The following is a 24444-nucleotide window of genomic DNA, read 5'->3' as shown; positions in this document are numbered from 1 at the left end:
CGCGGCGTTGCACTGGCCTGCGCGCTACGCCGCGACCGGTGCCGGCGGAATCTCGTAATCGTCGAACGTCACAACCTCGTCGCCGAGCCAGTCGTTCAGCTCGGCGAAGCGGGCCTGCAGCGGCCTGATTTCGTTGCGCCCGAACACGCGCGCGGCGGTATCCGGGGTGCCGAACCCGCCCGAATTGCTCGGCACGATGCCGAGCAGTTGCGGCGGCACGCGATGCGCGGCGAGCAGGTCATCGCGCGTCACGTTCTTGATGTTGAAGAACTCATCTTTCGCGGCAACCTCGGACACGGGAATGAGCTGGATGCCGTCCTTCTTCCCGCCCGGCGCGTACATGAACACGTTGCGGAAGTTGCCCGGCCCCTTCGCGTTCTTCAACGCGTCACGCATGTTGTCCACGTCGTCCTGTTTCTGCGCGGCGTCGGTCATGTAGAGGATGAAGCCGGCGTGGCTGCCGTTCTCGTAATACTTGCGCCGGAACAGCGTCGACGATTCGTTCAGCCAGGCCGAGTGCAGCGAGCTCAGATACTCGGGCAGGCCGTAGACCTCCTGATTGATGTCCGGCCGCACGAGCTGGAACACGCTGTCGGGCTCGAACTCGTGCCGGTCCTGCCAGCCGTTCACGTACACGAAACCGCTGAAATCCGCCTTGCGCCGCGTGTACTTCGCCAGCGCGGGATCGAGGCGCAACGTGCCACCGAGCCGGTTTTGTCTGCGCTCCAGGTAGCCGTTGCCGAACGTCAGGAAATCGAGCGCCCACCGCTCGAACGCGTGCCGCGACAGCCAGCGGTGCGGGCGGAACGTCGACGCGAGCACGTTCGCCTTGAAGAACAGCGCCGAGCTATGGTGCGTGCTCGCGCGAAACGATTTCGCCAGGCCGGCGAAGCTGACCGGCGGCTCGAACCATTCGCCGTTCGACCAACACTCGACGTAATCGAGAATCTCGGCCCGGTTCATGACGGGTGTGGGATCGTCGAACGTGAAGACCTCGGCGCGCGCCGGCGCGGCGCTGCCGGCGCTCGGATTTGGCGCGGCCGCGAACGTGCGTGGCGCGCGCGATCGGCGCTTGCTCATGCGTAAAACTCCGTGAATGAAGATGAATGAATGCCGCCGCCGGCGAGCGGCTCGCGGTCGATCGCGTGCAGGCAGGCCCACGCCAGGTCGGCGTGGCCCGTCTCGTCGGTACGGCCGGCGGTGTAGGTCGCCTGACGGCCGCTCGCCGTCATCGTCTGTTTGATCGCCATGAACGCCGCCGCCAGATCGGTCCAGCCCGCGTCGAATTGCAGGCGGCCGTTACGGACGACGGATTGGCCCTTGAGCACGAGGCGGGTTTTCACCTCGGGCGAGTAGTTCAGCGCGACGGCGGCCGGGAAGAACTTGCACACGAGCTGGTAGACGCCTTGCCCCATGCCCGTGGTGTCGATCGCGATGTAGCCGACGTTATAGCGCCGCGTGATCGCCTCGATCGCCGCGGCCTGTTCCTCGAAATCGTTGCCGCGGAACTGGTGGCGTTCGAGCACGCGGAAGGCGCCGCCGTCGACGCGCGGCGGCGCCACGACGACGAGCCCCGCCGAGTCGCCCGTGAGCGCCGGATCGTAGCCGACCCATACCTCGCGATGGCCGAACGGCCGCAGCAGCAGCGGCGAGAAGTCGTCCGCCCATTCCTCCCACGAGTCGACCATGCAGCGCTGCAGGTCCGACAGCTTGAACACCGACAGCGAATCGTCGATGAAGTGGCACATCAGCAGGTTCGCGAATTCCTCGGCGCTGTATTCGCGGCGCAGCTCGTCGATGTCGAACAGGTTGCAGCCGCCCGCCATCGCGTCGAGCACGGTCACGATCTGCCGCCACTGCGCGTCCTCGCACAACATGCCGCGCACGAGCGCTTCGTGGCTCGTGTCGATCTGGATGCGCTCGCCCGCGGCGCGGCCGCGGTTCGCATGCGCGCCGCTCCAGAACGCGTAAGCCTCGTGCGTGACGCTCGACGGCGTGCTGAAGTACGTCTTGCGCCAGCGCTTGTGCATCGCCATGCCGGAGGCGACCTTGTTCAGCTCGCGGAACTTCGGCACCCAAAAGTATTCGTCGAAATAGAAATTGCCGTGGTACGACTGCGCGGTACGCGCGTTCGTCCCCAGGAAGTACAGCGTCGCGCCGCTCGGCAAGATGATCGGATCGCCCGTGAACTCGATGTCGGCCGCCTCGCGCGCGAACTGCGTGATGTACTGCTTGAAGACGTGCGCCTGAGCCTTGCTCGCCGACAGGAAGATTTGATTGCGGTCGGTTTCCAGCGCGTCGACGAGCGCCTCCCGCGCGAAGTACCACGTTGCACCGATCTGCCGCGATTTCAGGATGTTGCGCGTGCGCTGATCGCCGTTCCGATACCAGACCTTCTGATAGTCGAACAGTGAATCGCGGAACGCTTCGACGATGCGCTTGTGCTGTTCGTCGCTGATTTCGTTGCGCGGCGCGCGGCGCTTCGGGCCGGCATTGCGTGACGCAATCTTCGGGTTCAGGTCGGATTCCTTCCCCGTCTCGTCATACTTGCGCACGCGCGCGAGCCGCTCGACCTGGCGGCCGAGCAGGTCGATTTCCTTGTAGTCCGCGCCGTCCTTCTTCTCCTTCGCGATCAACACCATCAGGCGCACTTCGAGCGATGCCTCGATGCGCTCGACGGGCGTTGCGTCCTTCCACTTCTCGCGGCGGCACCACGACGCGACGGTCGCGGGCTTGATGTCGAGATGGCGGGCAATCGACGCAATGCGCCAACCTTGCCAATAGAGCGTGCGCGCGACCTTGCGCACGTCGTTTTCGAGCTGATGAGGGTCCGTAGTTTCGAGCATGCGGCCAAGCGTAGGCCGCCGCGTGCGCGCGAGCACGCGCAGCGCGCTGTACCCGCGTGACCCACAAACGCCGCTCGTTGAGCCGTGGCGCGTGAACGCCGAACATGAGAAGCACGCTCACTCAACCACGTTCGACCCTCTCTATGGCAAGCAAAACCAAATTCTTCCGCGTCGCAGTGGAAGGCGCGACCGTCGACGGTCGCGAGATCAAGCGTGAATGGCTCACGCAGATGGCGAAGCACTACGACCCGAAGCTGTACGGCGCGCGCGTCAACCTCGAACACCTGAAGGGCTGGGCGCCGCTCTCGGCGAACAACCCGTTCGGTGCATACGGCGACGTGATCGCGCTGAAGGCGGCCGAAATCGAGGACGGCCCGCTGAAAGGGAAGATGGCGCTGTTTGCGCAGATCGATCCGACCGACGAGCTCGTCGCGCTGTCGAAGAAGCGCCAGAAGATTTTCACGTCGATCGAAATCAACCCCGACTTCGCCGACATCGGTGAGGCGTATCTCGTCGGGCTCGCGGCGACCGACGACCCGGCGAGCCTCGGCACCGAAGCGCTGCAATTCGCCGCGAAGCGCTCGAACAACCTCTATTCGCCCGCGTGCGAGACGGCGATCGAATTCGAAGGCGCGACCGAAACGGCCGGCCTCAAGGAATGGGTGAAGGGCCTGTTCGCCCGCAATCGCGAGAACGACGACGAGCGCTTCGCCGACGTGCGCGAAGCGGTCGAACAGGTCGCCACCCATGCGCACCACACGGGCCGCGAAGTCGCGACGCTGAGCGCGGCTGTCACGAGCGCCACGAGCGCGGCCGCCGACGCGAAGAAGCGCGCTGACGAAGCGTTCGCCGCCGTCGAAGCGCTCACCGAGAAGCTGTCGAACACCGGCAACGGCGCGCCGCAGCGCCCGCCGTCGACCGGCTCGACGGGCGAGCTCGTGACCGACTGCTGACCGACTGCTGACCCATCCCGCACACCACACAGGAGAATTTCCCGATGAGGAAGGAAACGCGCAAAGCGTATGAAAAGTTCGCCGCGCAAATCGCCAAGCTGAACGACACGGCCGACGTGTCGGCGAAGTTCGCGGTCGAGCCGACCGTGCAACAGCGGCTCGAAACGAAGATGCAGGAATCGAGCGAGTTTCTCAAGCGCATCAACGTGCTGCCCGTGACCGAGCTCGAAGGCGAAAAGCTCGGCCTGTCCGTGTCCGGCCCGATCGCGAGCCGCACCGACACCACGAAGGCGGACCGCCAGCCGGTCGACCCGACAAGCCTCGACAGCAACCGCTACCGCTGCGAGAAGACCGACTACGACACGGCGATTCCGTATCGCAAGCTCGACGCATGGGCGAAGTTCCCCGACTTCCAGCAGCGCATCCGCGACGTGATCCTCAACCAGGGGGCGGTCGATCGCATCATGATCGGCTGGCACGGCGTGAAGGCGGCCGCGACGACTGACCGCCAGGCGAACCCGCTGTTGCAGGACGTGAACATCGGCTGGCTGCAACAGTACCGCGAGCGCGCGGCGCAGCGTGTACTGCACGAGGGAAAACAGGCCGGCAAGGTGCTCGTCGGCAAGGCGGGGGACTACGAGAACCTCGACGCGCTCGTGATGGACATCGTCTCGTCGATGATCGACCCGTGGTTCCAGGAAGACACGGGGCTCGTCGTGATCTGCGGCCGCGAGCTGCTGCACGACAAGTATTTCCCGATCGTCAACGCGACGCAGGCGCCGACCGAGCAGCTCGCGGCCGATCTGATCGTGAGCCAGAAGCGCATCGGCAATCTGCCGGCCGTGCGCGTGCCGCACTTCCCGAGACGCGCGCTGATGGTGACGAAGCTCGATAACCTGTCGATCTACTTCCAGGAAGGCGCGCGCCGGCGTGCACTGATCGACAACCCGAAGCGCGACCGCATCGAGAACTACGAATCGTCGAACGACGCCTACGTGGTCGAAGACTTCGGTTGCGGCTGCGTGGCCGAAAACATCGAACTGGCGGCGGCATGACGATCAACACGCCCGCCCGCGCACACTTCAATCGCGTCTCGGCCGCGCGCGCGGCGGCCGCCGTGTCGCCCGGCGCGAAGATGAAGGGCGCGACCGCCTATGAGCTGATGCTCGCGAAGCTCGCGGCCGACCGCCGCGCGCTCAAGGGCATTCAGTCGATCGAGCGGAAGATCGAGCTGAAACGCAAGCTGCTGCCGGACTACGCCGACTACGTGGCGGGCGTGTTGAGCGGCGGCCGCGGCGCGCAGGACGACGTGCTCGTGACGGTGATGGTCTGGCGCATCGACGCCAGCGACTTCGACGGCGCGCTCGCGATCGCGGCCTACGCGCTCGCGCACGGCCTGACGCTGCCCGACCAGTTCGAGCGTTCGCTCGCGTCGCTCGTCGCCGAGCAGTTCGCCGACGCCGCGCTGTCATCGTTCCTCGACGGCGAGACGTTCGACGCGGCGAGCCTCGAGCTCGTCGACGATCTGACGCGCGCGGCCGACATGCACGACCAGGTGCGCGCGAAGCTGTACAAGGCGCTCGGCTACGCGACGCAGGCCGCCGCGCCGGCGCGCGCGCTCGACTATCTGCGCCGCGCGGTCGCGCTGAACGATCGCGTCGGCGTGAAAAAGGACATCGACCGGCTGACGAAGCAGGTCGAAGCCGCGGGCCGTCGGGGCGACGGCGCCGACGGCACGTAAAGAGCCCACCTCGGCATGGCGGCACCGGCGCACAAGCCCTACGCCTGACGGTCACGGACCTGGTGCGCCGGTCCACCGCCATCTCATTGCGAACCGACCATGAACAGCTTTGTTGCCACCGCCGCGCCCGCCGTCGCGGCGACGCCGATCGAAGGCACGTTGACGAACGACGGCTTCTTCCCGGACATCGACCTGTCCGCGCTGCGCGACGCGATGCGCCTGGACGGCACCGTGACGGCCGAGCGGCTGCGGCACGCCGCGCGCGACGCGATGCTGACCGTGAACGACGAGCTCGCCGCGTGGTGCGCACGGCAGCGCGCGGCGGGCGCGGCGACGCTCGCCGACGTGCCGGCGCCGCGCATCGATGGCGAATCGGCGCACGTCGCCCGCTACCGGCGCGCGGTGTACCACCTGACGCTCGCGGACGTGACCGAGAAGTACCGCGGCTACGACACGACGAAGAGCGGCGGCCAGGTCGCGGCTGATCTGGCGTCGACGGTCGACGATTCGCGCCGCGCCGCGCGATGGGCGATCAGCGACATTCTCGGCCTCGCGCGCTCGACGGTGGAGCTGATCTGATGGCCCGCCCCCTGTACCGCATTCGTCAGTTTGCGCAGTCCCGCGTGCGCGGCGGGAAGCTGTTCTGCGCCGGCGCGTGCCAGGTGCAGCAGCGCGTCGCTGGCCTGTTCTGGCTTGAGATTGCCTATTGCTCGGATCGCACCGGCGCGGAGGCGGCCATACGAGCCGCCGTGCTCGCGCGCCGGCGAGCCCGGCTCAAGCCGCGCGTGCTCGGCCTGTTCGATCGCGACGGGCAGGCGCTCGGGCAATGAAGATCGCGGCGCTGCAAGGCGAGACGCTCGACGCGCTGTGCTGGCGGCACTACGGCAGCACGGCGGGCACGGTTGAAGCCGTGCTCGAAGCGAACCCCGGCCTCGCCGAGCTCGGCGTGGTGCTCCTCATGGGAACCATCGTGGAGATGCCGGAGCGCAGCGCGATCGAGACGACCACGCCGCTATTGCAACTGTTTGACTGACCGGAGCCGAATGAATGGCTGAACCGAACACCACCTCGGCTGCGGCGCTGTTCGCCGCGGTCGGCCTCGCCGGCATCGCGCCGGGCGTCGACGGCGACGCGCTGATCGGCGCGTTCGCGGGCGCGGCGCTCGTCGTCGTCACGTCGAAAGACCTCGGCCTCGCGAAGCGCGCCGCGTACATGCTCATCTCGCTCGTGATGGGCTACCTCGCCGCGCCTGAAATCATCCACGCCGTGCCGATCCGCTCGACGGGCGTCGCCGCGTTCTTCGCGGCCGCGCTCGTGATCGCGGTCACGCTCACGCTGATCGAGCGCGTGAAGGGCATGGACCTGTTCGCGCTGTTTCGCAAGGGAGACTGACGTGCATGTTTCGTCCGCACTCGTCGCGCTCGCCGCGCACCTCGCCGTCATCGTGCGCGTGCTGACCTACCGCAAGAACGGCGCGCGGCATCGCTTCCACGTCGCGTGGGCAGCCTGGGTGATCGTCGCGATTTCGGGCGGCTCGGCGATCGAACTGCTGTTTCATCCGAAGCCGACCGGCTTCTTTCACGCGGCGCTCGCGGTTCTGCTCGCCGTGTTGGTGTACCTCGCGCGCGGCAACGTCGCGCGCCTTCTACGGAGTGACGAAGCGTGAACATCCTTCGATTCAACGATCACGGCGCGGAAGTCGGACTGCTGCAGCAGCGCCTCGTGCGCGCCGGTTATCCGGTCGACGTATCGCACCTTTACGACGAACAGACCGAGCGGGCCGTTCAGGCGTTGCAGGCCGCTGCGGGCCTCGTCGTCGACGGCATCGCCGGCCCGAAGACGTACCGGGTGCTCGCCAGCGGGCAGCGCGACCCCAAGCACCTGACGGACGCCGACCTCGCGCGCGCGGCCGCGACGCTCGGCGTATCGCTCGCGTGCGTGCGGGCTGTCAACGAAGTTGAGTCCCGCGGCGTCGGCTTTCTGGACGACGGCCGGCCGAAAATCCTGTTCGAGCGGCATGTCATGTATCAGCGGCTCGTCGCGAATGTCGGCAGGGAAGCGGCGGACGCTGCCGCCGCACGATGGCCGGGCGTCGTCAACCCGAAGCGCGGCGGCTACCAGGGCGGCGCCGCCGAATACGTGCGGCTCGACACCGCGGCGCGGATCGACGCGGCATCCGCTTACGAGTCCGCGAGCTGGGGCGCGTTCCAGATCATGGCGTACCACTGGAAGCGCCTGAACTACGCGAGCGTCGACGAATTCGTGTCCCGTATGGAGCTGGGCGAAGCCGAGCACCTCGACGCGTTCGTGCGGTACGTCGCGGCCGACAAGAAGCTGCTGGCGGCGCTTCGAGCCCGGAAGTGGGCAGCGTTCGCGGAAGGCTACAACGGCCCGGAATTCGCGATCAACCTGTATGACGTGAAGCTCGACCGCGCGTATGCGAAGTACGCCGGCACGGGCAAGGCGGCCGCATGAGCTTCGCGCGCCTCATGCCGTGGCTGGCGCTGCTCGCGTTGACCGCGCTCGTCGCGAGTTGCCAGCACGGCCGCGCGCTGCGCGCGCAGCTCGACCGGGCGACCGACGACGCGCGCCGCGCGAAACACGAGGCGCAGGCGAGCGCTGCCGTCATCGAGCGTCTGTTGGCCGATGCCAAGGCGAAAGACGCGCAGCGCGAGCAACTCGACCGTGCGCGCGCCGGCGTCGACGCGACGCTCGCGACCTATCGAAACGAACTGCGGAGACTGATCGATGAAAACGCCGCCGTGCGCGCCTGGGCTGCTGGCGCTCTGCCTGACGATGTTGTGCGCCTGCACGCAAGCCCCGCCCTCAATGGCGCCGACGATTTCGCTCAACGAATGCGCGAGCGTCACGCGCTGCACGATGCCGGCGATGGCGCCGCGAACCAACGGTGAGCTGAGCGACGCGCTGCACGTCGCGCGCGCGGCGTGGGCGCGCTGCGCGTCCGAAGTCGACATGATCGCGACGTGTCAGGCGCGCGTGCGGCGGGCGGACGGCCATGAATAAGCCGAGCAGCCTGCGCGCGGCGCTCGTGGCCGCGTTGCCGCAGCTCAACGCCTCGCCGGACCAGTTGCTCGTGTTCGTCAACGAAGGCCGGATCGAGGCGACGGGCACGCGCACGGCGTCGTTCGACTACGAATACGAGTGCGAGATCATCATTCGCGACTTCATCGGCAACCCGGATGACGTGATGATCGCCGTCGTCGAATGGGCGCGCGCGAATCAGCCGGACCTCGTGACGAATCGGGACGCGCGCCGCAACGGCATGACGTTCGTCGCCGACATCCTGTCGAACAATGCCGTCGACCTCGGGCTCAAAGTGAAGCTGTCGGAAAGCGTCGTGGTCGGAACCGATGAAGCCGGCAACCGGACGGTCGAGCACATCGACGACGCAGCCGACGAGTGGCTTGCATGACGGACGATCTTCAGGCGCTCGAACGATGGGCGGGCGGGTTGCTCGCGAAGCTGTCGCCGGCGGCCCGCCGTCAACTGCTGCGCGAGCTTGGCCGCGATCTGCGGCGCGCGCAGCAATCGCGCGTGGCCGCGCAGCGGAATCCGGACGGGTCCGCTTATGCGCCGCGGAAGGTGAAGGCAGGCGGCAAGCGCTTGCGCGAGAAGGCCGGCCGCGTCAAGCGCGAGGCGATGTTCCGGAAGCTGCGCACCGCGCGCTATCTGCGCATCGATGTCGACGACACGGACCTCGCGATCGGCTTCAACGATCGACTGTCGTGCATCGCACGTGTCCACCAGGAGGGCCAGAAAGCGCCTGTTGAGCCGGGCGGGCCGCTCGCGCAGTATCCGGTTCGCGTCGTGCTCGGTTTCGCGGATGCGGATCGCGAGCTTTTGCGAGATCGGTTGTTACGGCACTTGAATCACTGATCACGAGAGATCACGTGCTTCGAATTTCTTATAGATTAGTGAAATTTCCAAAATTAATTCCTCAATATTATCTGCATAATTTACCAAAATTATGATCATCATTGGGTTGATATTTGACAAATAAAATAGCCTTGATTTGCGCAAAAAAAGATCTATCTTTCGCATGGCGTCGACGATTGTTGTCGACGCCCCATTGATTGAGTCAGCAAAACCAATCCATTTAAATACGTGCATTTAGGCCACCAACGAATCAAACATTCATTTGGGGTAAAAATGAAATCAAATATTTGGAATCGGTTTTTACATCTGGCCATGTCAGCAAACGTAGCGCTCGGGCTTGTACTGCCTTCAACTTCGGTGTTCGCAGACGATGGGTCGGCACTCACTGCCCCAACTTTATCGAGCGTGATTTCGGCCCCCACTGTGCGAAACGTGGTCAGCCCTACGTGCACGCAGAATGTGACCATTACGTCGATCGCCAACCATGATCTCGTTTCGACGGAATTGGGATATACCGGGAGTAACTATGCGATGCTGCGCGCCCGTGCAACCGTGAAGGGCCCATGGGAGCAATACACGGTCTGCAATTTCGCAAGCGACGGATACTGGACAATTCAATCCCAGGCCGATGGGTTATATGTCTCGGCGGAGCTCGGCTACACGGGCGACCAGTACGGGATGCTGCGTGCGCGAGCTTCCGTCGTGGGGCCGTGGGAGAAGTTCTCGTTCGGCTCCTGTGGCATGGGTTGCACAACGATCCAATCGCAAGCGAACGGACTGTACGTCTCGGCGGAACTTGGCTATACGGGGGACCAATACGGAATGTTGCGTGCCCGCGCTACAGTTGTAGGTCCTTGGGAACAGTTCCGCTAATACCGTGCGCCCCGGAAAAGCAAGTAGATTCGATCGTAATACTGGGGGGCGCCTGTTCGCCGGCGGTTCGATATTGGCCGGTGTCCCTCACTTTTTGAGTTCAGTTCAGCCGCACGGCGATATCTGGCCCAAATTCAGCCCGGAACGTGTACCGCCTCTTTGCGTAAGCGACTGCGGGCGATGTTGACGTAGTAGACGTTCGATTCACATCCGATCCAGTGCAACCCCGCCTCGCGCGCCGCGACGAGAAACGTGCCCGATCCGGCGAACAGGTCGCACACGACACCGCCGGCCGGCACGAGCCGCACGACTTCGCGCGCGATGTCGAGCGGCTTCTCGGTCACGTGCCGCTTCGGCACCGGCAAGCGGCACGGGAACACGCCCGGCAGGTACACATCGCAGTCGCGCATTGCGCCGCGGCTCGCCCATACGACGAATTCGGCCTGTTGCGCGAAGCCGCCGCGCCGCGGCCGCGTGCGGCCGGGCGTCTTGTCCCATACCGCGACGCCGCGCAGGACCAAGCCGGCCGCCTGCACGACATCGGTCAGCGTCGGGAGCTGGCGCCAGTCGATGAAGCTCACGAGCAGCCCGCCCGGCTTCAACGCGCGGCGGCATTCGCTCAGCCAGGCATGGCACCAGAACGCCCACGCGCGCTGGTCCATGTTGTCGCTCTCGAAGTCGGTATAGACGGTCTTCGTGTCGCTGTTGATGTACTTCGCGCTCGGCGGCCGCGAGCGCGCCGACGTGTGCAGCCCGCCCGACGAATACGGCGGATCGGTGAACACCATGTCGATTGAGGCGTCGGGCAGCATGCGCGCGAGCGTGAGCGCGTCCGTCGCGTGAAGTCGGTCGAGTAGCGGGGAAAGATCGGCCGCGGGCGCGGCGTCGGTAGCGTGAATCGTCATCGTGTTGCGAAAGTGGAAATGCGCGCGCAGCACGTGCCGCACGCACTGTTGCGTGTGTCGAGCGGCCATTGTCGACGCCCGATTCGCCGCGCGGATCACGAGCGCGCTGTACCCGGCGGCACGACAAAGGCGAGTGCTCGCGCCCCGCGCGGGCGACCGGCACCATTGCCGGTATGGATGCGAACGAAATTCAACGGCAAGCACGCAACGCCGTGCGCAAAGGCTCGATTCTCGATGTCGACCACAAGGCGGCGCTTTGCCGCGTGGCGATCGGCGAATCGGACGACGACGGACTGCAAACGAACTGGATTCCGTGGCTCACGCCCTCGGCCGGCAACACGCGCGAATGGTTGCCGCCGACGAAGGGCGAGCAAGTCGTCGTGCTCGGCGCGATGGGCGACCTTGCGCAAGGCGTCGCGCTGCGCGGCGTGTTCTCCGACGCGTTCCCCGCACCGGACAACGTGCCGAACACCCACACCCGCGTCTACGCGGACGGCGCGCGCGTGAGCTACGACCACGACGCGCATGCGCTCGCGGCCGAACTGCCCGCCGGCGCGACGGTGCGCCTCATCGCGCCCGTGTCGGTCACGGTCGAGACGGAATCGGCGACCGTGAAAGCCGCGTCGGTCACGCTCGACTCTGAACAGACCACCTGCACGGGCGCGTTGCTCGTGAAAGGACCGCTCGCGTTCGAGTCCGGCATGACGGGCTCGGGCAGCGCTGGCGGCGGCCACGTCATGCGCATCGACGGCGCGGCCGATTTCACGGGTGAAGTGCGCTCGATGGGCAAGAGCTTGCCGTTCCACACACACCAGGCGCGCGGCGAATCGGCCGAAGTGAGCCCGCCGCTATGAGGGGTATGAACGCAGAGACGGGCCGCTCGATGTCCGGGCTCGATCACCTCGCGCAGTCCATCGGTCGCATCGTCTCGACGCCGCTTGGCTCGTGCATCCAGCGCCGCACGTTCGGCTCGGAACTGCCCGACCTCATCGACGCGCCGGCGAACGGCGCAACCCGGATTCGTCTTTACGCGGCGATCGCGACTGCGCTCATGCGGTGGGAGCCGCGCTTGACCGTCACGCGCGTCCAGATTTCGGCGGCCGCCGCCGATGCCTTCGCCGGCCGGCAGTTCGTCGACATCGAAGGCTGGACCGACGAGCGCGACGAGCTCGTGTCGCTACGCGTGCCGCTGTCGAACGGGGGCGCATCGTGAGAAGCACGCCCATCGACCTCTCGCAGCTCCCGGCGCCGGACATCGTCGACCCGCTCGACTTCGAGACGCTGTTCGCCGAACGCAAGGCGCGCCTCGTGTCGCTGTATCCGGTCGAGCACCAGGCGGAAATCGCCGCGACGCTCGCGCTCGAATCCGAGCCCGTGACGCGCGTCCTTCAGGAGAACGCGTATCGCGAAGTCCTGCTGCGGCAGCTCATCAACGACAAATCGCGCGGCGTGCTGCTCGCCTATGCGCGCGGCACGACGCTCGACCACATCGCCGCGCTGTTCGATGTCGAGCGGCTCGTGATCACGGCGGCTGATCCGCAGAACGGTATCGATGCGGTCTATGAGGACGACGACAATCTGCGCGAGCGCGTGCAGCTCGCGCCGCGCGGCTTCTCCGTCGCCGGCCCCGAAGAGGCGTACGTGTTCCATGCACGCGCGGCGGACGGCCGCGTGCTGTCCGCGTCCGCGCGCAGCCCCGAGCCGTGCGTGATGGTCGTCACGGTTCTGTCGCGCGAAGGCGACGGCACGGCGAGCGACGAACTGATCGGCATCGTGCGCGCGGCGCTGGAAGGCGTGCGGCCGCAGACCGACCAGGTGATCGTGCAGAGCGCGAAAGTCGTGCCGTATGCGATCCGCGCGACGCTGCGCTTCTTCTCCGGCCCGGATCGCGGCGTGGCGCTCGCGGAAGCCCGCAAGCGCACCGACAGGTTCGCGGCGGACATGCGGCGCATCGGCATGGAAATCACGGTCGACGGCCTGCACGCGGCGATGCGCGTCGCCGGCGTGCAAAAGGTGTTGCTCGACGCGCCCGCCGGCGGCGTTCCCGTGACGCACGAGCAAGCGCCGTACTGCACCGGAATCGAGCTGATCGACGGCGGGGTCGCGGATGACTAAGTTGGCAACCTCGCTGCTGCCCCCGAACGCGACCGCGCTCGAACGCCGGATCGCGGAGACGAACGCGCGCATCAGCGACATCCCGGTCGACATCGGCACGCTGATGGACCCGGACGCGATCCCGCTGCGGTTTCTGCCGTGGCTCGCGTGGCACCTCGGCGTCGAGACGTGGAAGGACTACTGGCCCGAACAGGTGAAGCGCGCGCGCGTGAAAGCGGCGATCCGGATCGCGCGCAAGAAAGGCACGGCCGCGGCCGTGCGCGAAGTGTGCGCGTCGTTCGGCGCGAACGTCGCGATGCGCGAGTGGTTCGAGAAGACGCCGAAGGGCCGGCCGGGCACGTTCGAAATCCTGATGACGGTCGGCGCGCGCGACGGCATCCCGGCGACCGCCGAATACGTCGCCGACATCATCGCCGAAGTCGACCGGGCCAAGCGCGGCACCGCGCACTACACGTTCACGCAGGGTTTCAGCGCGACGGGCACGCAGCGCATCGGCGCGGGCGCACGCGCGGCGGTGTATCGCCGCCTGTCCCTCACGGATATCTGACATGGCAGGAATGCTCATCAACATCACCGACGCCGGCCGCGCGGCACTCGTCGCCGGCGGCAACACCGGCACGGCCGCGCGCCGCGTCGTCGAAATCGGGCTCGGCGCCGAGCCGTTCGCGTTCGACCGCGGCATGAAAACGATGCCGAACGAGCGCAAGCGCGTGTCCACGTTCGGCGGCGAAAACGTCGCGCCGGACACGGTGCATGTCGTGATCCAGGACGACACGGGCGACCAGTATTCGCTTTACGCGTTCGGCCTGTATCTCGACAACGGCGTGCTGTTCGCCGTGTACGTGCAGGACACGCCGATTCTCGAAAAATCGCCCGCGGCAATGATGCTGCTCGCGACCGATGTCGTTTTCGCGACGATCGACGCGGCGAAGCTCGAGTTCGGGCCGGCGACGTTCCTGAATCCGCCGGCAACGACCGAGCGCAAGGGCGTGGTCGAGCTCGCCACGCAGGCGGAAGTGGACGCCGGCGACGACGACACGCGCGCGATCACGCCGAAGACGGCGAGGCGGCGCTACGCGGCGCTGTCGGGCGCGACGTTCGACGGGCGCGTGCGCGTCGTCGCCGATGTCGACGAGCGCGCCGCGCAGCTCGACGTGTCGCCGAAGACGGCCGGCGTCGGCAAGGCTGGCAAGGCGCGCCTGTTCGGCACGTTTGGCGACGCGGCGCTGCCCGATCTGAGCCCGCGCCTGGTCGCGACGCTGCGCGCGGGATTCGACGCCGGCGCGTGGGGGCGCGAGTACGTCGACGTTTGCCTGAACGACGGCACGAACAACGATGCGGCGAGCGACGCGAAGCAGAAGCGTGTCGCGCGCTTCGTGTCGGGCGGCCGCGTGCTGATCGGCGAGCGCGCGGATGATGGCAAGACCGCGCTGCAGGTGCGCGGCGGCGTCGACGCGTCGGAAGGCGTCACGGCGCGCGCGATCGACGCCGGCGGCGCCGGCGGCCAGTTCCGCGCGGTCTGCGAAGGCTACGGCGCGCTCATCCGCAACGACGGATGGAGCGTCTATTTCCTGTCGACGCCGAAGGGCGCGCCGGACGGCACCTACAACGACTATCGGCCGTTCTCGTGGTCGCTGACGACGGGACAGGTGATCGTCGACGGCAGCGGTGCGGGCGCTGTCTTCGGCGGCAACGTCAAGATCGGTCGCGACCTGATTGTCGGGCAAGGCACCGGGGAGGCGCATATCAGCCTCGGCCCCCTCGACGGCTACCACTACGCGAGCAAGAGCGCGGTCGGCTGGTGGTCGCCCACCCTCGGCTCGTTCCATTACGAGTTCGCGAATCGCACCTTCCGCGTCGACGGGCGGATCGTGTGGCACGAAGGCAACCTCGACCCGCTCGACAAGAGCAAGGGCGGCACGCTGGCCGGCGATGTGTCGTTCGCGCCCGGCAAGCGGCTCGTGCTCGCCGAAGGCAGCCCGGCCGCGCCGTCGCTCACGTTCGCCAACGACGGCGCACCGGATACCGGCCTCTATCACGCGGCCGATGGCGAGTTCGGCGTGACGTGCAACGCGCGCCCCGTCGTGCGGTTCTCGCCGTCGCTCGTGGCCTTCGAAGAAGCTGTCACCGTGCCGACGCCGCCGGCGGCGGATCGATCGACGCGCGCCGCGACAACGGAATGGGTGCGCTCGGTCCTGTCGGCGACGACGATCGGCCAGATTGTCTTCGAGCCGCGCACGACCGTGCGGCCGGGCTTCCTCAAGGCGAACGGCGTGCTCGTGAACCGTGCCGACTATCCCGAGCTGTGGGCGTATGCGCAGGCGAGCGGCGCGCTCGTCTCCGATGCGGACTGGATGAAGGATCGGTGGGGCTGCTTCTCGACCGGCGACGGCGCGACGACGTTTCGCCTGCCCGAGCTGCGCGGCGAGTTCATTCGATGCTGGTCCGATGCGCGCGGCGGCGTCGACGCAAGCCGGCAGATTGGCGCATTCCAGGGCGACCAGAACCACACGCACGCGCACGGGGCAGGGGCGAGCGAAGCGCCGGACCACGTGCATTCGGCCTGGACCGACGTACAGGGCTGGCACGACCACCACGGTTGGACGGCCGCAGCGCCAGACCACCAACACATTTCGCCGTGGGGCGAGAACCCGCAGATGTACAACCCGCCGTGGGGAACGTGGGGCTCGCCCAACAACCGTGGCGCGCAAGGCAGCGACAACGACAACGTGTACGGGATGACGAGCCCGGCCGGCAACCACGGGCACGAGTTCAACACCGAAGGCGCCGGAAATCACCAGCACGGCGTCGGCGTCGGCGGCGGTGGCCGCCACGCGCACGCGATCACGGTTCAACCCGACGGTGGCGACGAATCCCGCCCGCGCAACGTCGCGCTGCTCGCGCTGATTCGCGCCTACTAACCACGAGAGACACGACATGCTGATTCACCACTACGGCCCGGCAACGGGCGAATACCTGAGCAGCGGCCAGCCGGACGCCGACCCGCGCAACGACGGCCGCTGGCTGATTCCGGCGTCCGCGACGCTTGATGCGCCGCCGGCGCGCACGCCGACCACGTGGCCGTTCTACCGCGACGGCGCGTGGTTCCTGTTGCCGGACTACCGCGGCCGCGTCTGCTATCGGACCGACACGGGCGAGCCGGTCGAGATCGCGATCGCGGGCAAGACGCCGGCCGACCTCGGCCTGACGACCGAGCCGCGCCCGTCCGAGCGGCACGCGTGGATCGACGGCGCGTGGACCGTGCCGCCCGAGCTGATCGCGCGCGAGAAGCGCGACGCGGCGATGGCCGAGTTCGAGCGGCTGTTGGCGATCGCGCGCCGGGAGAACCTCGGCAAAGCCGACGCCTACGCAGCGGGCCAGCTCGACGACGAGCAGACGTACTACTTCAAAGCCTGGTCGGCCTACCAGATGGCGCTCGTTGCCGCGATCCAGAAAGACACGTTCCCGGACGCGATCGCGTGGCCCGACATGCCCGCGCCCTACGTGCCGCCGCCGCCCGAGCCCGTCGCGCCCGAAGGCATGCCGCCCGCCGAGCCGGCCGCCGCCGGCGACGCCGCGCGGCCGGACGCCGAACACGCCCCGGCCTGACGCCGGCCCGATCACCGGGAATCCTCCCGATTTTTACGTAACAGGAGCTGCACACCATGCCGCAGGATTACCACCACGGCGTTCGCGTCATCGAAATCAACGAAGGCGGCCGACCGATTCGCTCGGTGTCGACGGCCGTGCTCGGCGTCGTCTGCACGGCGGCCGACGCCGACGCGAGCGCGTTTCCGCTGAACACGCCCGTGCTGCTGACGAACGTCGTCGCCGCGCTCGGCAAGGCCGGCAAGAAAGGCACGCTGCGTCGCACGCTCGACGCGATCGGCCAGCAGACGAAGCCGCTTACCGTCGTCGTGCGCGTCGCCGAAGGCAAGGACGAAGCGGAGACGACCTCGAACGTCATCGGCACCGTGACGCCGGAAGGCAAATACACGGGCATCAAGGCGCTGCTCGCCGCGCAGGCCGCGCTCGGCGTCAAGCCGCGCATTCTTGCGGCGCCCGGCCTCGATACGCAGCCGGTCGCGGCCGCGCTCGTGGCGACTGCGCAGTCGCTGCGCGCGATGGCCTATGTGTCGGCGTCCGGCTGCAAGACGAAGGAAGAAGCCGCCGCGTACCGCAAGCAGTTCGGCCAACGCGAAATCATGGTGATCTGGCCGGACTGGCTCGGCTGGGACGACACGACGAATTCGACGGCCGTCATTCCGGCGCCGGCGATCGCCGCCGGCTTGCGCGCGAAGATCGACAACGACATCGGCTGGCACAAGACGATTTCGAATGTCGTCGTGAACGGCGTGTCCGGCATCAGCGCCGACGTGTCGTGGGATTTGCAGGACCCGGCGACCGATGCGGGCTACCTGAACGAGCATGAAGTGACGACGCTCGTGAACCGCAACGGCTTCCGATTCTGGGGCTCGCGCACGTGCTCGGACGATCCGAAGTTCGCGTTCGAGAACTACACGCGCACGGCGCAGGTTGCCGCCGACTCGATCGCCGAAGCGCAGATGCCCGTCGTCGACGGGCCGCTGAATCCGTCGCTCGCGCGCGACATCGTGGAAAGCATCAACGGCTGGTTCCGGCAGCAGGTCGCGAACGGCTACCTGATCGGCGGTAGCGCGTGGATCGATCCGGAGCCGAACACGGCCGACATCCTCGCATCCGGCAAGGCGTACATCGATTACGACTACACGCCGGTTCCGCCTCTCGAAAATCTGGTGCTGCGCCAGCGCATCACCGACCGCTTCCTCGCCGATTTCCCGGCGCGCGTGGCGGGCTAACAGGAGTCAAACGCAATGGGTATGCCTCGAAAACTGAAGGGCTTCAACGTCTTTCACAACGGCGCGAACTTCGTCGGCGAAGTCGAAGAGCTCAATCTTCCGAAGCTCAAGCGCAAGATGGAAGCGTGGCAAGGCAGCGGCATGACTGGCCCCGTGAAGATCGATTTCGGCAACGAAGAGCTTCAGCTCGAATGGACGTGCGGCGGCTTCATGGTCGAAGTGCTCGAACAGTACGGCGCCGTGCAGCACGACGGCGTGCTGCTGCGCTTCGCCGGCGGCTATCGGCGCGAGGACAGCAAGAAGCACGATCAGATCGAAGTCGTCGTGAAGGGCCGCCATGAGGAAATCGACATGGGCACCGCGAAGGCGAAGGAAGACACGAAATTCAAGATCACGACCAACGCCAGCTACTACAAGCTGACCGTGAACGGGCGCGACCTCATCGAGCTCGACTTCGTGAACGCCGTCGAGAAGATCAACGGTATGGACCTCGCGTCGGACCTTCGGCGCGCGATGGGCCTGTAATCGAGCGCCCGCGGCGCACGCGGGCCATTCCAATTTCACATCCAACCAAGGAAACACCATGACGACCATCGACACCGCCCACATCGAAACGACAGGCCACGCCGCGCTCGACGAGAACGCGCACACGCTCGACACGCCGATCGAGCGCGAAGGACAAACCATCACGCAGGTGACGCTGCGCAAGCCGGCTGCGGGCGCGCTGCGCGGCACGTCGCTCGCCGCACTGGTGAATCTCGATGTCGACGCGCTGCGCAAGGTGTTGCCGCGCATCAGCACGCCGACGCTGACCGAGTTCGACGTGGCCGGCATGGACCCGGCCGACCTCGTGGCGTTGGGGGGTATCTTCGCCGGTTTTTTGATGCCGAAGGCGCTGAAAGCGAGCATGGAATCCCGGCCCGCGTAGAAGACGCGATGGCCGATATCGCGACGGTGTTTGGCGGATGGACGCCGGCCGTGATGGACGGCTTCTCCCTGGCCGAATTGATGGACTGGCGCGAGCGCGCCCGGATACGTAGCGGAAACGAGTGACGATGGACAACGCCCTGAAACTGCGCGTGATGTTCGACATGATCGACAACTTCACGAAGCCCCTGAAGAACGTGCTGAACAGCAACAAGGGGCTCGCGCAGGCGCTCAAGCAGACGCGCGGCGAGCTCGCCGAGCTCGGCAAGCAGCAGAAGGCCGTCGCCTCGTTCCGCGAGATGCGAACCGGGCTCGCCGGCACCGCGGAGAAGCTCGACCGGGCGCAGGTGCGCGTGAAGCGGCTGGCGGATTCGCTGCGTGCGTTCGGTCCGCCGTCGCGCGACATGATCGACAAATTCGAGAAGGCGAAGCAGTCCGCGGCGCGGCTGTCGATCGAGCACGAGAAGCAGTCCGCCCGCGTGCGTGAGTTGCGCGCGCAGCTCACGAGCGCGGGCATCAACACGCGCCAGCTCGCCGAGCACGAGCGCACGCTGCGCTCGAACATCGCGCAGACGACGGCGGCAATGCAGACGCAGACGCGCCAGCTCGAAGCCATGGCCGAGCGCGAGAAGAAGCTCGGCGCGGCGCGCGGCAAGATGCAGGCGCTACAGGGCGTCGCCGGCGGCATGGCGATCGGCGGTTACGCGGCGCGCTCGACCGGCACGCACGCGCTCGGCGATCTGCGTGAAGCACTCGACGAGACGAAGAAAATTCAGAACGAGCGCGCGCGCATCACGGCGCTCGGCCTCGGCGACCAGGCGACGAAGGACGCCGAGAAGTACGTGCGCTCGATGAAGATGATGGGCGTGAGCACGTCGGACAACATGACGTTGATGCGCGACGCACTGTCGATCTTCGCGGACGAGCATCACGCGCAGATGGTGATGCCGACGCTGGCGAAAATGAAGTTCGCGAACGAGGCGATGTTCGGCGCGGAAGACGCGCACGCGAACGAAGAGAAGTTCATGAACATGCTGAAGGTCATCGAGCTGCGCGGCGGCACGAAGGACGAAGCGACGTTCAGGAACGAAGCGAACATGGTGCAGAAGGTGCTGTCGGCAACGGGCGGCCGCGTCGGCGGCGACGAGTGGCGCAACTTCATCCAGACGGGCGGCGTCGCAGCAAAGCAGATGCGCCAGGACGCGTTCTATTACCAGATGGAGCCGCTGATTCAGGAAATGGGCGGGCACCAGGTCGGCACCGGGCTCATGTCCGCATACAGCAACGTCTACCAGGGCAAGACGACCGTGCGGGCCGCGCAGGAGATGATGAAGCTCGGCCTGCTGGACAAGAAGAACGTCGAGTACAACAAAATCGGCATGATCAAGCGGATCAAGCCGGGCGCGCTGCTCGGCGGCGATCTGTTCAAGGCGTCGCCGCTCGAATGGCTCGAAAAGGTGCTGCTGCCGCAGATGGCGAAGAAGGGCATCACGGACCCCGACAAAGTGAAGGACATGATTTCGACGATCTTCACGAATCGGACAGCCGCGAATCTGTTCTCGACGATGTACATGCAGAGCCAGCAAATCCACAAGAACGAGAAGCTGAACAAGGGCGCGTATGGCATCGACGAAATGCACGACCTCGCGTCGAAACAGACGCCCGGCAAGGAGCTCGACGCGCGCGCGAAGCTGCGCGACCTGCTGAACGAAATCGGCGAGCGCATCGCGCCGATGTACAACGCCGCGCTCGACAAGACGCGCGAGCTCGCCGACAGGCTGCTGACAACGATTCAGGCACACCCGCAAGCAACGAAGGTAGTCGTCGCGCTCGCGGCCGGCTTCGCCGCGCTGCTCGCGGTGCTCGGCACGTTCACGATCGTCCTCGCCGGCGTGCTCGGCCCGCTCGCCGTCGTGCGTTTCAGCATGGCGACGTTCGGGATTCAGGGCGGCATCCTGTCGCGCGCGCTCGGCATCGGCGCGGCCGCATGGCGGATGTTCGGCACGGCCGCGATGGGCGCCGGCCGCCTGTTGCTGACGACGCCGATTGGCCTGTACGCCGCGGCGTTCGCCGCCGCCGCGCTGCTGATCTACCGCTATTGGGGGCCAATCAAGGCGTTCGTCGGGGGCGCGCTCGCGGCGATCGGCGATGCACTGGCGCCGCTCGGCGCCGCGCTTCGGGGCGCATTGCAGCCGGTCGGCCGCGCGCTCGCGGCGGCGAAACCGATGTGGAACTGGCTGAGCGGTGCGCTCTCGACGGTGGCCGGCTGGCTCGGCAAGCTGTTCGCGCCGGCGCGCGCGAGCGCCGATGGCCTGTCCGCGGCGGCGGCGGCTGGCCGCGGATTCGGTGCGGTGCTCGGCACGGTGTTGCGCGTCGCGCTCGTGCCGCTCACGTGGCTCGGCCGCGCGCTCGGCGGGCTCGCCGGCCTGTTCGTCGAAGCGATGGGCGACGCGCGCGCGGCACTGAACGGCGGGCTCGCCGCGCTCGGCACGCTGATTCTGAACTGGTCGCCGCTCGGCATGTTCTACCGGGCGCTCGCGGGCGTGCTGTCGCTGTTCGGCGTCGAACTGCCCGCGAAGTTCTCCGAGTTCGGCGGGCACCTTATCGACGGGCTCGTCGGCGGCATCAGCAGCGGACTGGGCAAGGTGAAAGACGCGATTTCGAACATGGCGAACAGCACGGTGGGCTGGTTCAAGGAGAAGCTCGGCATTCATAGCCCGAGCCGCGTATTCGCGCAGCTCGGCGGCTTCGTCGGTGAGGGCGCGGCGCTCGGCATGCAGGGTGAGCAGCAGCGTGTCGCGAAAGCGGCGCTCGGTCTTGCAACCGTGGCCGTCGCGTCATTCGGCACGCCGGCGCTCGCGAAGCCGACGCCGCCGCTCGTGCAGTCGACCGTGCCGATCGATCGCCGCGCGCCGCTCGCCGCGTCATCCGCGACGGCGTCGCCAGTTGCGCCAGCGTCGTCGATCGTCATCAACATCTACCCGCAGGCCGGGCAGGACCCGCACGCGATCGCGCGCGCCGTCGAAGCCGCGCTCGATCGCCGCGAGCGCGCGAAGCAGTCGCGCATCGGCTCTCGCCTGTCGGACTGACGCAACCGGAGTCACGCATGCTCATGTCCCTCGACCAATTCGTTTTTAACCTGACGAGCGCGCCGTTTCGCGAGTTGCAGCGCCGGCGCACGTGGAAGCATCCGACGAGCTCGCGCGTCGGCGCGCGCGACGGCCGCCAGTTCGCCGGCGTCGGCGATGACACGATCACGCTGAATGGCCTCGTCGCACCCGAGACGTTCGGCTCGATCGCGTCGATTCGCGAGCTCGCCGCGATGGCGGACACCGGAGAAGCGTATGTGCTCGTGGACGGCGCCGGCAACGTCTACGGCGCGTATGTCATCGCCGAGCTGAACGAGACGCAGAGCTACCACACGGCGGACGGCACGCCGCGGCGCATCGAGTTTCAGCTCACGATCGAGCGCGTCGACGACGACGTGCTGCGCACAGCGCGCGAGAAGAACTCGCGCAAGGACAAGCGCTGATGGCTACGTCTTCGAACGAACGCACCACGAGGCCGGAATCGCACGACGCGCCGCGCGTCGCGCGCCTGCATCCGCAGCCGGATTACCGCATTTCAGTCGGCGGCCGCGATCTGTCGCGCCTGTTCGCGCCGCGGCTTGTGTCGCTGTCGATTTCGGAGTCGCGCTCCGATGAGGCGGATACGATCGATATCGTGCTCGACGACTCGAAAAACGATCTGGACATTCCGAAGCGCGGCGCGACGATCAAGGCGTCGATCGGATGGGCCGGCGAGCCGCTCGTCGACAAGGGTAGCTTCGTTGTGAACGAAGTCGAGCACAGCGGCGCGCCGGACATCATCACGGTTCGCGCGCGCTCGGCCGCGATGACGAGCGGCATGCAGGAGCGCCGCGAGAAGAGCTGGCACCGGCAGACGATCGGCTCGATCGTGCGCTCGATCGCCGGGCGCTACTCGCTGGCGCCGACCGTCGGCGACGCGCTCGCGAAAATCCTGATCGCGCACATCGACCAGACGCACGAATCGGACATGTCGTTTCTGACGCGCCTGGCGAAGCGCTATGACGCGGTGATGAACGTGAAAGACCTACGCCTGCTGTTCATGCCGATCGGCACCGGCCAGACGGCAAGCGGGAAGAAGCTCGACGTGCTTGAACTGACGCGCGCGAGCGGCGACAGCCATCGCTACCACGTGTCCGAACGCGAGAACTACGCAGCCGTGCGCGCGCACTACCATTCGACCGGCCGCGCGAAGCGGAAGTCGGTTATCGTCGGGGGCGAGAACAACAAGAACGTGAAGGTGCTGCCGGAAGATTACGCAACGGAGGCGGAAGCGCGTGCGGCCGCGCAGGCCGAGTTCAAGCGGATGCAGCGCAGCCAGGCGACGATGAGCTACACGCTCGCGCGCGGCTGCGCCGAGCTGTTCCCGGAGATGCCCGTTACCGTGGCAGGCTTTAAGCCGGAAATCGACGAGACGGCGTGGCTCGTGAAGAAGGCAACGCACACGATCGGCGACGTTGGATTCACGACCGCGCTCGAGCTCGAAATGCGCGATGACCCCACGACGGACCGGCACCGGTCGCACTTCAGGAAGGTAGGGAAGTAATCTGTTGCGCGGTGGATGGCGCATGAAAAACCCCGCATGAGGCGGGGCTTCCGGGGCAGTCTCGGGGCTGCGTCAATGAATCAATTTGGCGGCTGCGAATGCGAGACCGGCAAGGGCAATAGCTGTGCCGATGAACCACTTGAGCAGCGTTCCTTCCATCGACATAACGTCAGTCTTTACCGACATGACGTCGGCCTTTGTGGCGACGTGTGCAAGCCCAGACTCCATGCGTGCGAGACGCTCACGGATGTCTGCGGTGGCCTTTTCAAGTTCTTGGATGCGCGTTTCCATGCCGCCATCATCGCCGCCTGAGCCTGATGAGTCAACAGGTCTGCCGGGCTTGCTGTTGGGAAACGGGCGAACGTTGGTGCTCATTTCGTTTGATCCTGCTCATCATTGACGTGCAGCCGCTTGTGCTCAGCAATCGCGACGCGTTCCATGAACCGCTCGCGGTTGAACATCAATAAGTAACCGCATGTCGTGCATTCCAGCACGAGAACCTCCATCCCGTTCATCTTTAGTGCTCCGTTCTGTGCTCGAGCCAAGGCGAAAGACTCGTCTCCCGTTTCGTGGAAGAGATACCCGGGGGTCTTCGTTTGGCACGCGGGGCAGTGATCCAGGCCGACGCCGATTGCGTCCGCGCCGTCCGTGAAGATGGTGGTATCAATGATGGGCGTTCGGTATTCATCCATGTGCAATGCTCTCCTGTCCCCAGTA

Annotated in this window: 31 protein-coding genes and 2 pseudogenes; 28 read left to right on the top strand and 5 right to left on the bottom strand. The window is 66.6% G+C overall.

Annotated features, from left to right (window positions below):
* Positions 1–24: 24 nt before the first annotated feature.
* Together WS92_RS09080 and WS92_RS09075 are read right to left on the bottom strand one after the other, a co-directional pair.
* Positions 25–1080: a phage portal protein gene (locus WS92_RS09080; protein WP_061083836.1), complete on the bottom strand. Its 1056-nt coding sequence runs from the start codon at positions 1078–1080 to the stop codon at positions 25–27.
* Positions 1077–2846 carry a terminase ATPase subunit family protein gene (locus tag WS92_RS09075; protein ID WP_061083852.1) on the bottom strand — a complete coding sequence of 590 codons (1770 nt, stop codon included), beginning with the start codon at positions 2844–2846 and terminating at the stop codon, positions 1077–1079. Before WS92_RS09075 ends, WS92_RS09080 begins: the two co-directional genes overlap by 4 nt.
* 143 nt (positions 2847–2989) lie before the next feature.
* Here WS92_RS09075 and WS92_RS09070 point away from each other — a divergent pair, with 143 nt between their 5' ends.
* From WS92_RS09070 to WS92_RS34545, 14 genes and pseudogenes are all read left to right on the top strand, one after another.
* Complete coding sequence (locus WS92_RS09070) at positions 2990–3799, top strand: GPO family capsid scaffolding protein (protein ID WP_061083835.1); 810 nt, start codon at positions 2990–2992, stop codon at positions 3797–3799.
* A gap of 44 nt (positions 3800–3843) precedes the next feature.
* Positions 3844–4854, top strand: coding sequence for a phage major capsid protein, P2 family (locus tag WS92_RS09065; RefSeq protein ID WP_061083834.1), 1011 nt, complete (start codon positions 3844–3846; stop codon positions 4852–4854).
* Positions 4851–5540, top strand: a complete 690-nt coding sequence (locus WS92_RS09060; protein WP_061083833.1) for a phage terminase small subunit — start codon at positions 4851–4853, stop codon at positions 5538–5540. Before WS92_RS09065 ends, WS92_RS09060 begins: the two co-directional genes overlap by 4 nt.
* A gap of 99 nt (positions 5541–5639) precedes the next feature.
* A complete protein-coding gene (locus WS92_RS09055; protein ID WP_059929156.1) occupies positions 5640–6119 on the top strand; it encodes a head completion/stabilization protein in 480 nt (159 codons plus the stop codon).
* Positions 6119–6370: a hypothetical protein gene (locus WS92_RS09050; RefSeq protein ID WP_038771930.1), complete on the top strand. Its 252-nt coding sequence runs from the start codon at positions 6119–6121 to the stop codon at positions 6368–6370. Before WS92_RS09055 ends, WS92_RS09050 begins: the two co-directional genes overlap by 1 nt.
* Positions 6367–6573 (top strand): tail protein X, encoded by a 207-nt coding sequence (locus WS92_RS09045; protein ID WP_059929153.1) that lies wholly within the window; start codon positions 6367–6369, stop codon positions 6571–6573. Before WS92_RS09050 ends, WS92_RS09045 begins: the two co-directional genes overlap by 4 nt.
* A gap of 14 nt (positions 6574–6587) precedes the next feature.
* Complete coding sequence (locus tag WS92_RS09040) at positions 6588–6932, top strand: putative holin (RefSeq protein WP_004553021.1); 345 nt, start codon at positions 6588–6590, stop codon at positions 6930–6932.
* 1 nt (position 6933) lies between these two features.
* Positions 6934–7206 carry a phage holin family protein gene (locus WS92_RS09035; RefSeq protein WP_004524440.1) on the top strand — a complete coding sequence of 91 codons (273 nt, stop codon included), beginning with the start codon at positions 6934–6936 and terminating at the stop codon, positions 7204–7206.
* Positions 7203–8015, top strand: a complete 813-nt coding sequence (locus tag WS92_RS09030; RefSeq protein ID WP_061083832.1) for an N-acetylmuramidase domain-containing protein — start codon at positions 7203–7205, stop codon at positions 8013–8015. The genes WS92_RS09035 and WS92_RS09030 overlap by 4 nt, the downstream gene beginning before the upstream one ends.
* Positions 8012–8368, top strand: a pseudogene (gene lysB / locus WS92_RS09025) (Rz-like lysis system protein LysB); the annotation flags it as partial. The gene WS92_RS09030 and the pseudogene lysB, both read left to right, overlap by 4 nt.
* A complete protein-coding gene (lysC, locus tag WS92_RS36470; RefSeq protein WP_242425345.1) occupies positions 8289–8564 on the top strand; it encodes an Rz1-like lysis system protein LysC in 276 nt (91 codons plus the stop codon). The pseudogene lysB and the gene lysC, both read left to right, overlap by 80 nt.
* Positions 8557–8973, top strand: coding sequence for a phage tail protein (locus WS92_RS09015; protein ID WP_059932453.1), 417 nt, complete (start codon positions 8557–8559; stop codon positions 8971–8973). The genes lysC and WS92_RS09015 overlap by 8 nt, the downstream gene beginning before the upstream one ends.
* Complete coding sequence (locus WS92_RS09010) at positions 8970–9437, top strand: phage virion morphogenesis protein (protein ID WP_082743754.1); 468 nt, start codon at positions 8970–8972, stop codon at positions 9435–9437. Before WS92_RS09015 ends, WS92_RS09010 begins: the two co-directional genes overlap by 4 nt.
* A gap of 273 nt (positions 9438–9710) precedes the next feature.
* Positions 9711–10310 (top strand): fascin domain-containing protein, encoded by a 600-nt coding sequence (locus WS92_RS34545; protein ID WP_141667999.1) that lies wholly within the window; start codon positions 9711–9713, stop codon positions 10308–10310.
* A 134-nt stretch (positions 10311–10444) separates the two neighbouring features.
* On the opposite strand, the gene WS92_RS09000 is transcribed toward WS92_RS34545, so the two are convergent.
* Positions 10445–11215 carry a DNA-methyltransferase gene (locus WS92_RS09000; protein WP_061083851.1) on the bottom strand — a complete coding sequence of 257 codons (771 nt, stop codon included), beginning with the start codon at positions 11213–11215 and terminating at the stop codon, positions 10445–10447.
* A gap of 18 nt (positions 11216–11233) precedes the next feature.
* Here WS92_RS09000 and WS92_RS31585 point away from each other — a divergent pair.
* The 14 genes and pseudogenes from WS92_RS31585 to WS92_RS08935 form a co-directional block, all read left to right on the top strand.
* Positions 11234–11467: pseudogene (locus WS92_RS31585) on the top strand (hypothetical protein); the annotation flags it as partial.
* Positions 11389–12069: a phage baseplate assembly protein V gene (locus WS92_RS08995; protein ID WP_059929858.1), complete on the top strand. Its 681-nt coding sequence runs from the start codon at positions 11389–11391 to the stop codon at positions 12067–12069. The pseudogene WS92_RS31585 and the gene WS92_RS08995, both read left to right, overlap by 79 nt.
* Positions 12066–12428 (top strand): GPW/gp25 family protein, encoded by a 363-nt coding sequence (locus tag WS92_RS08990; RefSeq protein WP_059929861.1) that lies wholly within the window; start codon positions 12066–12068, stop codon positions 12426–12428. The genes WS92_RS08995 and WS92_RS08990 overlap by 4 nt, the downstream gene beginning before the upstream one ends.
* Positions 12425–13330: a baseplate assembly protein gene (locus tag WS92_RS08985; RefSeq protein ID WP_061083830.1), complete on the top strand. Its 906-nt coding sequence runs from the start codon at positions 12425–12427 to the stop codon at positions 13328–13330. Before WS92_RS08990 ends, WS92_RS08985 begins: the two co-directional genes overlap by 4 nt.
* Positions 13323–13877 (top strand): phage tail protein I, encoded by a 555-nt coding sequence (locus WS92_RS08980; protein ID WP_061083829.1) that lies wholly within the window; start codon positions 13323–13325, stop codon positions 13875–13877. The genes WS92_RS08985 and WS92_RS08980 overlap by 8 nt, the downstream gene beginning before the upstream one ends.
* Positions 13878–13887: 10 nt before the next feature.
* Complete coding sequence (locus WS92_RS08975; RefSeq protein ID WP_061083850.1) at positions 13888–16251, top strand: phage tail protein; 2364 nt, start codon at positions 13888–13890, stop codon at positions 16249–16251.
* A gap of 16 nt (positions 16252–16267) precedes the next feature.
* On the top strand, positions 16268–16939 hold the full coding sequence (locus tag WS92_RS08970; RefSeq protein WP_059934548.1) for a tail fiber assembly protein: 672 nt from the start codon (positions 16268–16270) through the stop codon (positions 16937–16939).
* Between the two features lie 56 nt (positions 16940–16995).
* The gene (locus WS92_RS08965; RefSeq protein WP_059934549.1) at positions 16996–18168 is read left to right on the top strand and encodes a phage tail sheath protein; all 1173 of its coding nucleotides are present in this window, start codon (positions 16996–16998) and stop codon (positions 18166–18168) included.
* 15 nt (positions 18169–18183) lie between these two features.
* On the top strand, positions 18184–18693 hold the full coding sequence (locus tag WS92_RS08960; RefSeq protein ID WP_014696837.1) for a phage major tail tube protein: 510 nt from the start codon (positions 18184–18186) through the stop codon (positions 18691–18693).
* A gap of 58 nt (positions 18694–18751) precedes the next feature.
* On the top strand, positions 18752–19096 hold the full coding sequence (locus WS92_RS08955) for a phage tail assembly protein (protein WP_059934550.1): 345 nt from the start codon (positions 18752–18754) through the stop codon (positions 19094–19096).
* An 8-nt stretch (positions 19097–19104) separates the two neighbouring features.
* Positions 19105–19221 carry a GpE family phage tail protein gene (locus WS92_RS08950; protein ID WP_009914998.1) on the top strand — a complete coding sequence of 39 codons (117 nt, stop codon included), beginning with the start codon at positions 19105–19107 and terminating at the stop codon, positions 19219–19221.
* Between the two features lie 2 nt (positions 19222–19223).
* Positions 19224–22184, top strand: a complete 2961-nt coding sequence (locus tag WS92_RS08945) for a phage tail tape measure protein (protein WP_059934551.1) — start codon at positions 19224–19226, stop codon at positions 22182–22184.
* Between the two features lie 17 nt (positions 22185–22201).
* Entirely contained in the window at positions 22202–22627 is a 426-nt protein-coding gene (locus WS92_RS08940; RefSeq protein ID WP_059934552.1) for a phage tail protein, read from the top strand.
* Positions 22627–23727: a phage late control D family protein gene (locus WS92_RS08935; protein WP_059934553.1), complete on the top strand. Its 1101-nt coding sequence runs from the start codon at positions 22627–22629 to the stop codon at positions 23725–23727. The genes WS92_RS08940 and WS92_RS08935 overlap by 1 nt, the downstream gene beginning before the upstream one ends.
* Before the next feature lie 72 nt (positions 23728–23799).
* Here the strand turns inward: WS92_RS08935 and WS92_RS08930 are convergent, their stop codons facing one another.
* Positions 23800–24102, bottom strand: coding sequence for a hypothetical protein (locus WS92_RS08930; protein ID WP_015602328.1), 303 nt, complete (start codon positions 24100–24102; stop codon positions 23800–23802).
* A complete protein-coding gene (locus WS92_RS08925; RefSeq protein WP_009909378.1) occupies positions 24099–24419 on the bottom strand; it encodes a hypothetical protein in 321 nt (106 codons plus the stop codon). The genes WS92_RS08930 and WS92_RS08925 overlap by 4 nt, the downstream gene beginning before the upstream one ends.
* Between the last annotated feature and the right edge of the window lie 25 nt (positions 24420–24444).

The organism is Burkholderia sp. MSMB1588 (assembly GCF_001546925.1).
Lineage (GTDB): Bacteria > Pseudomonadota > Gammaproteobacteria > Burkholderiales > Burkholderiaceae > Burkholderia > Burkholderia humptydooensis.
This window is presented reverse-complemented; position numbering and strand designations above follow the sequence as displayed.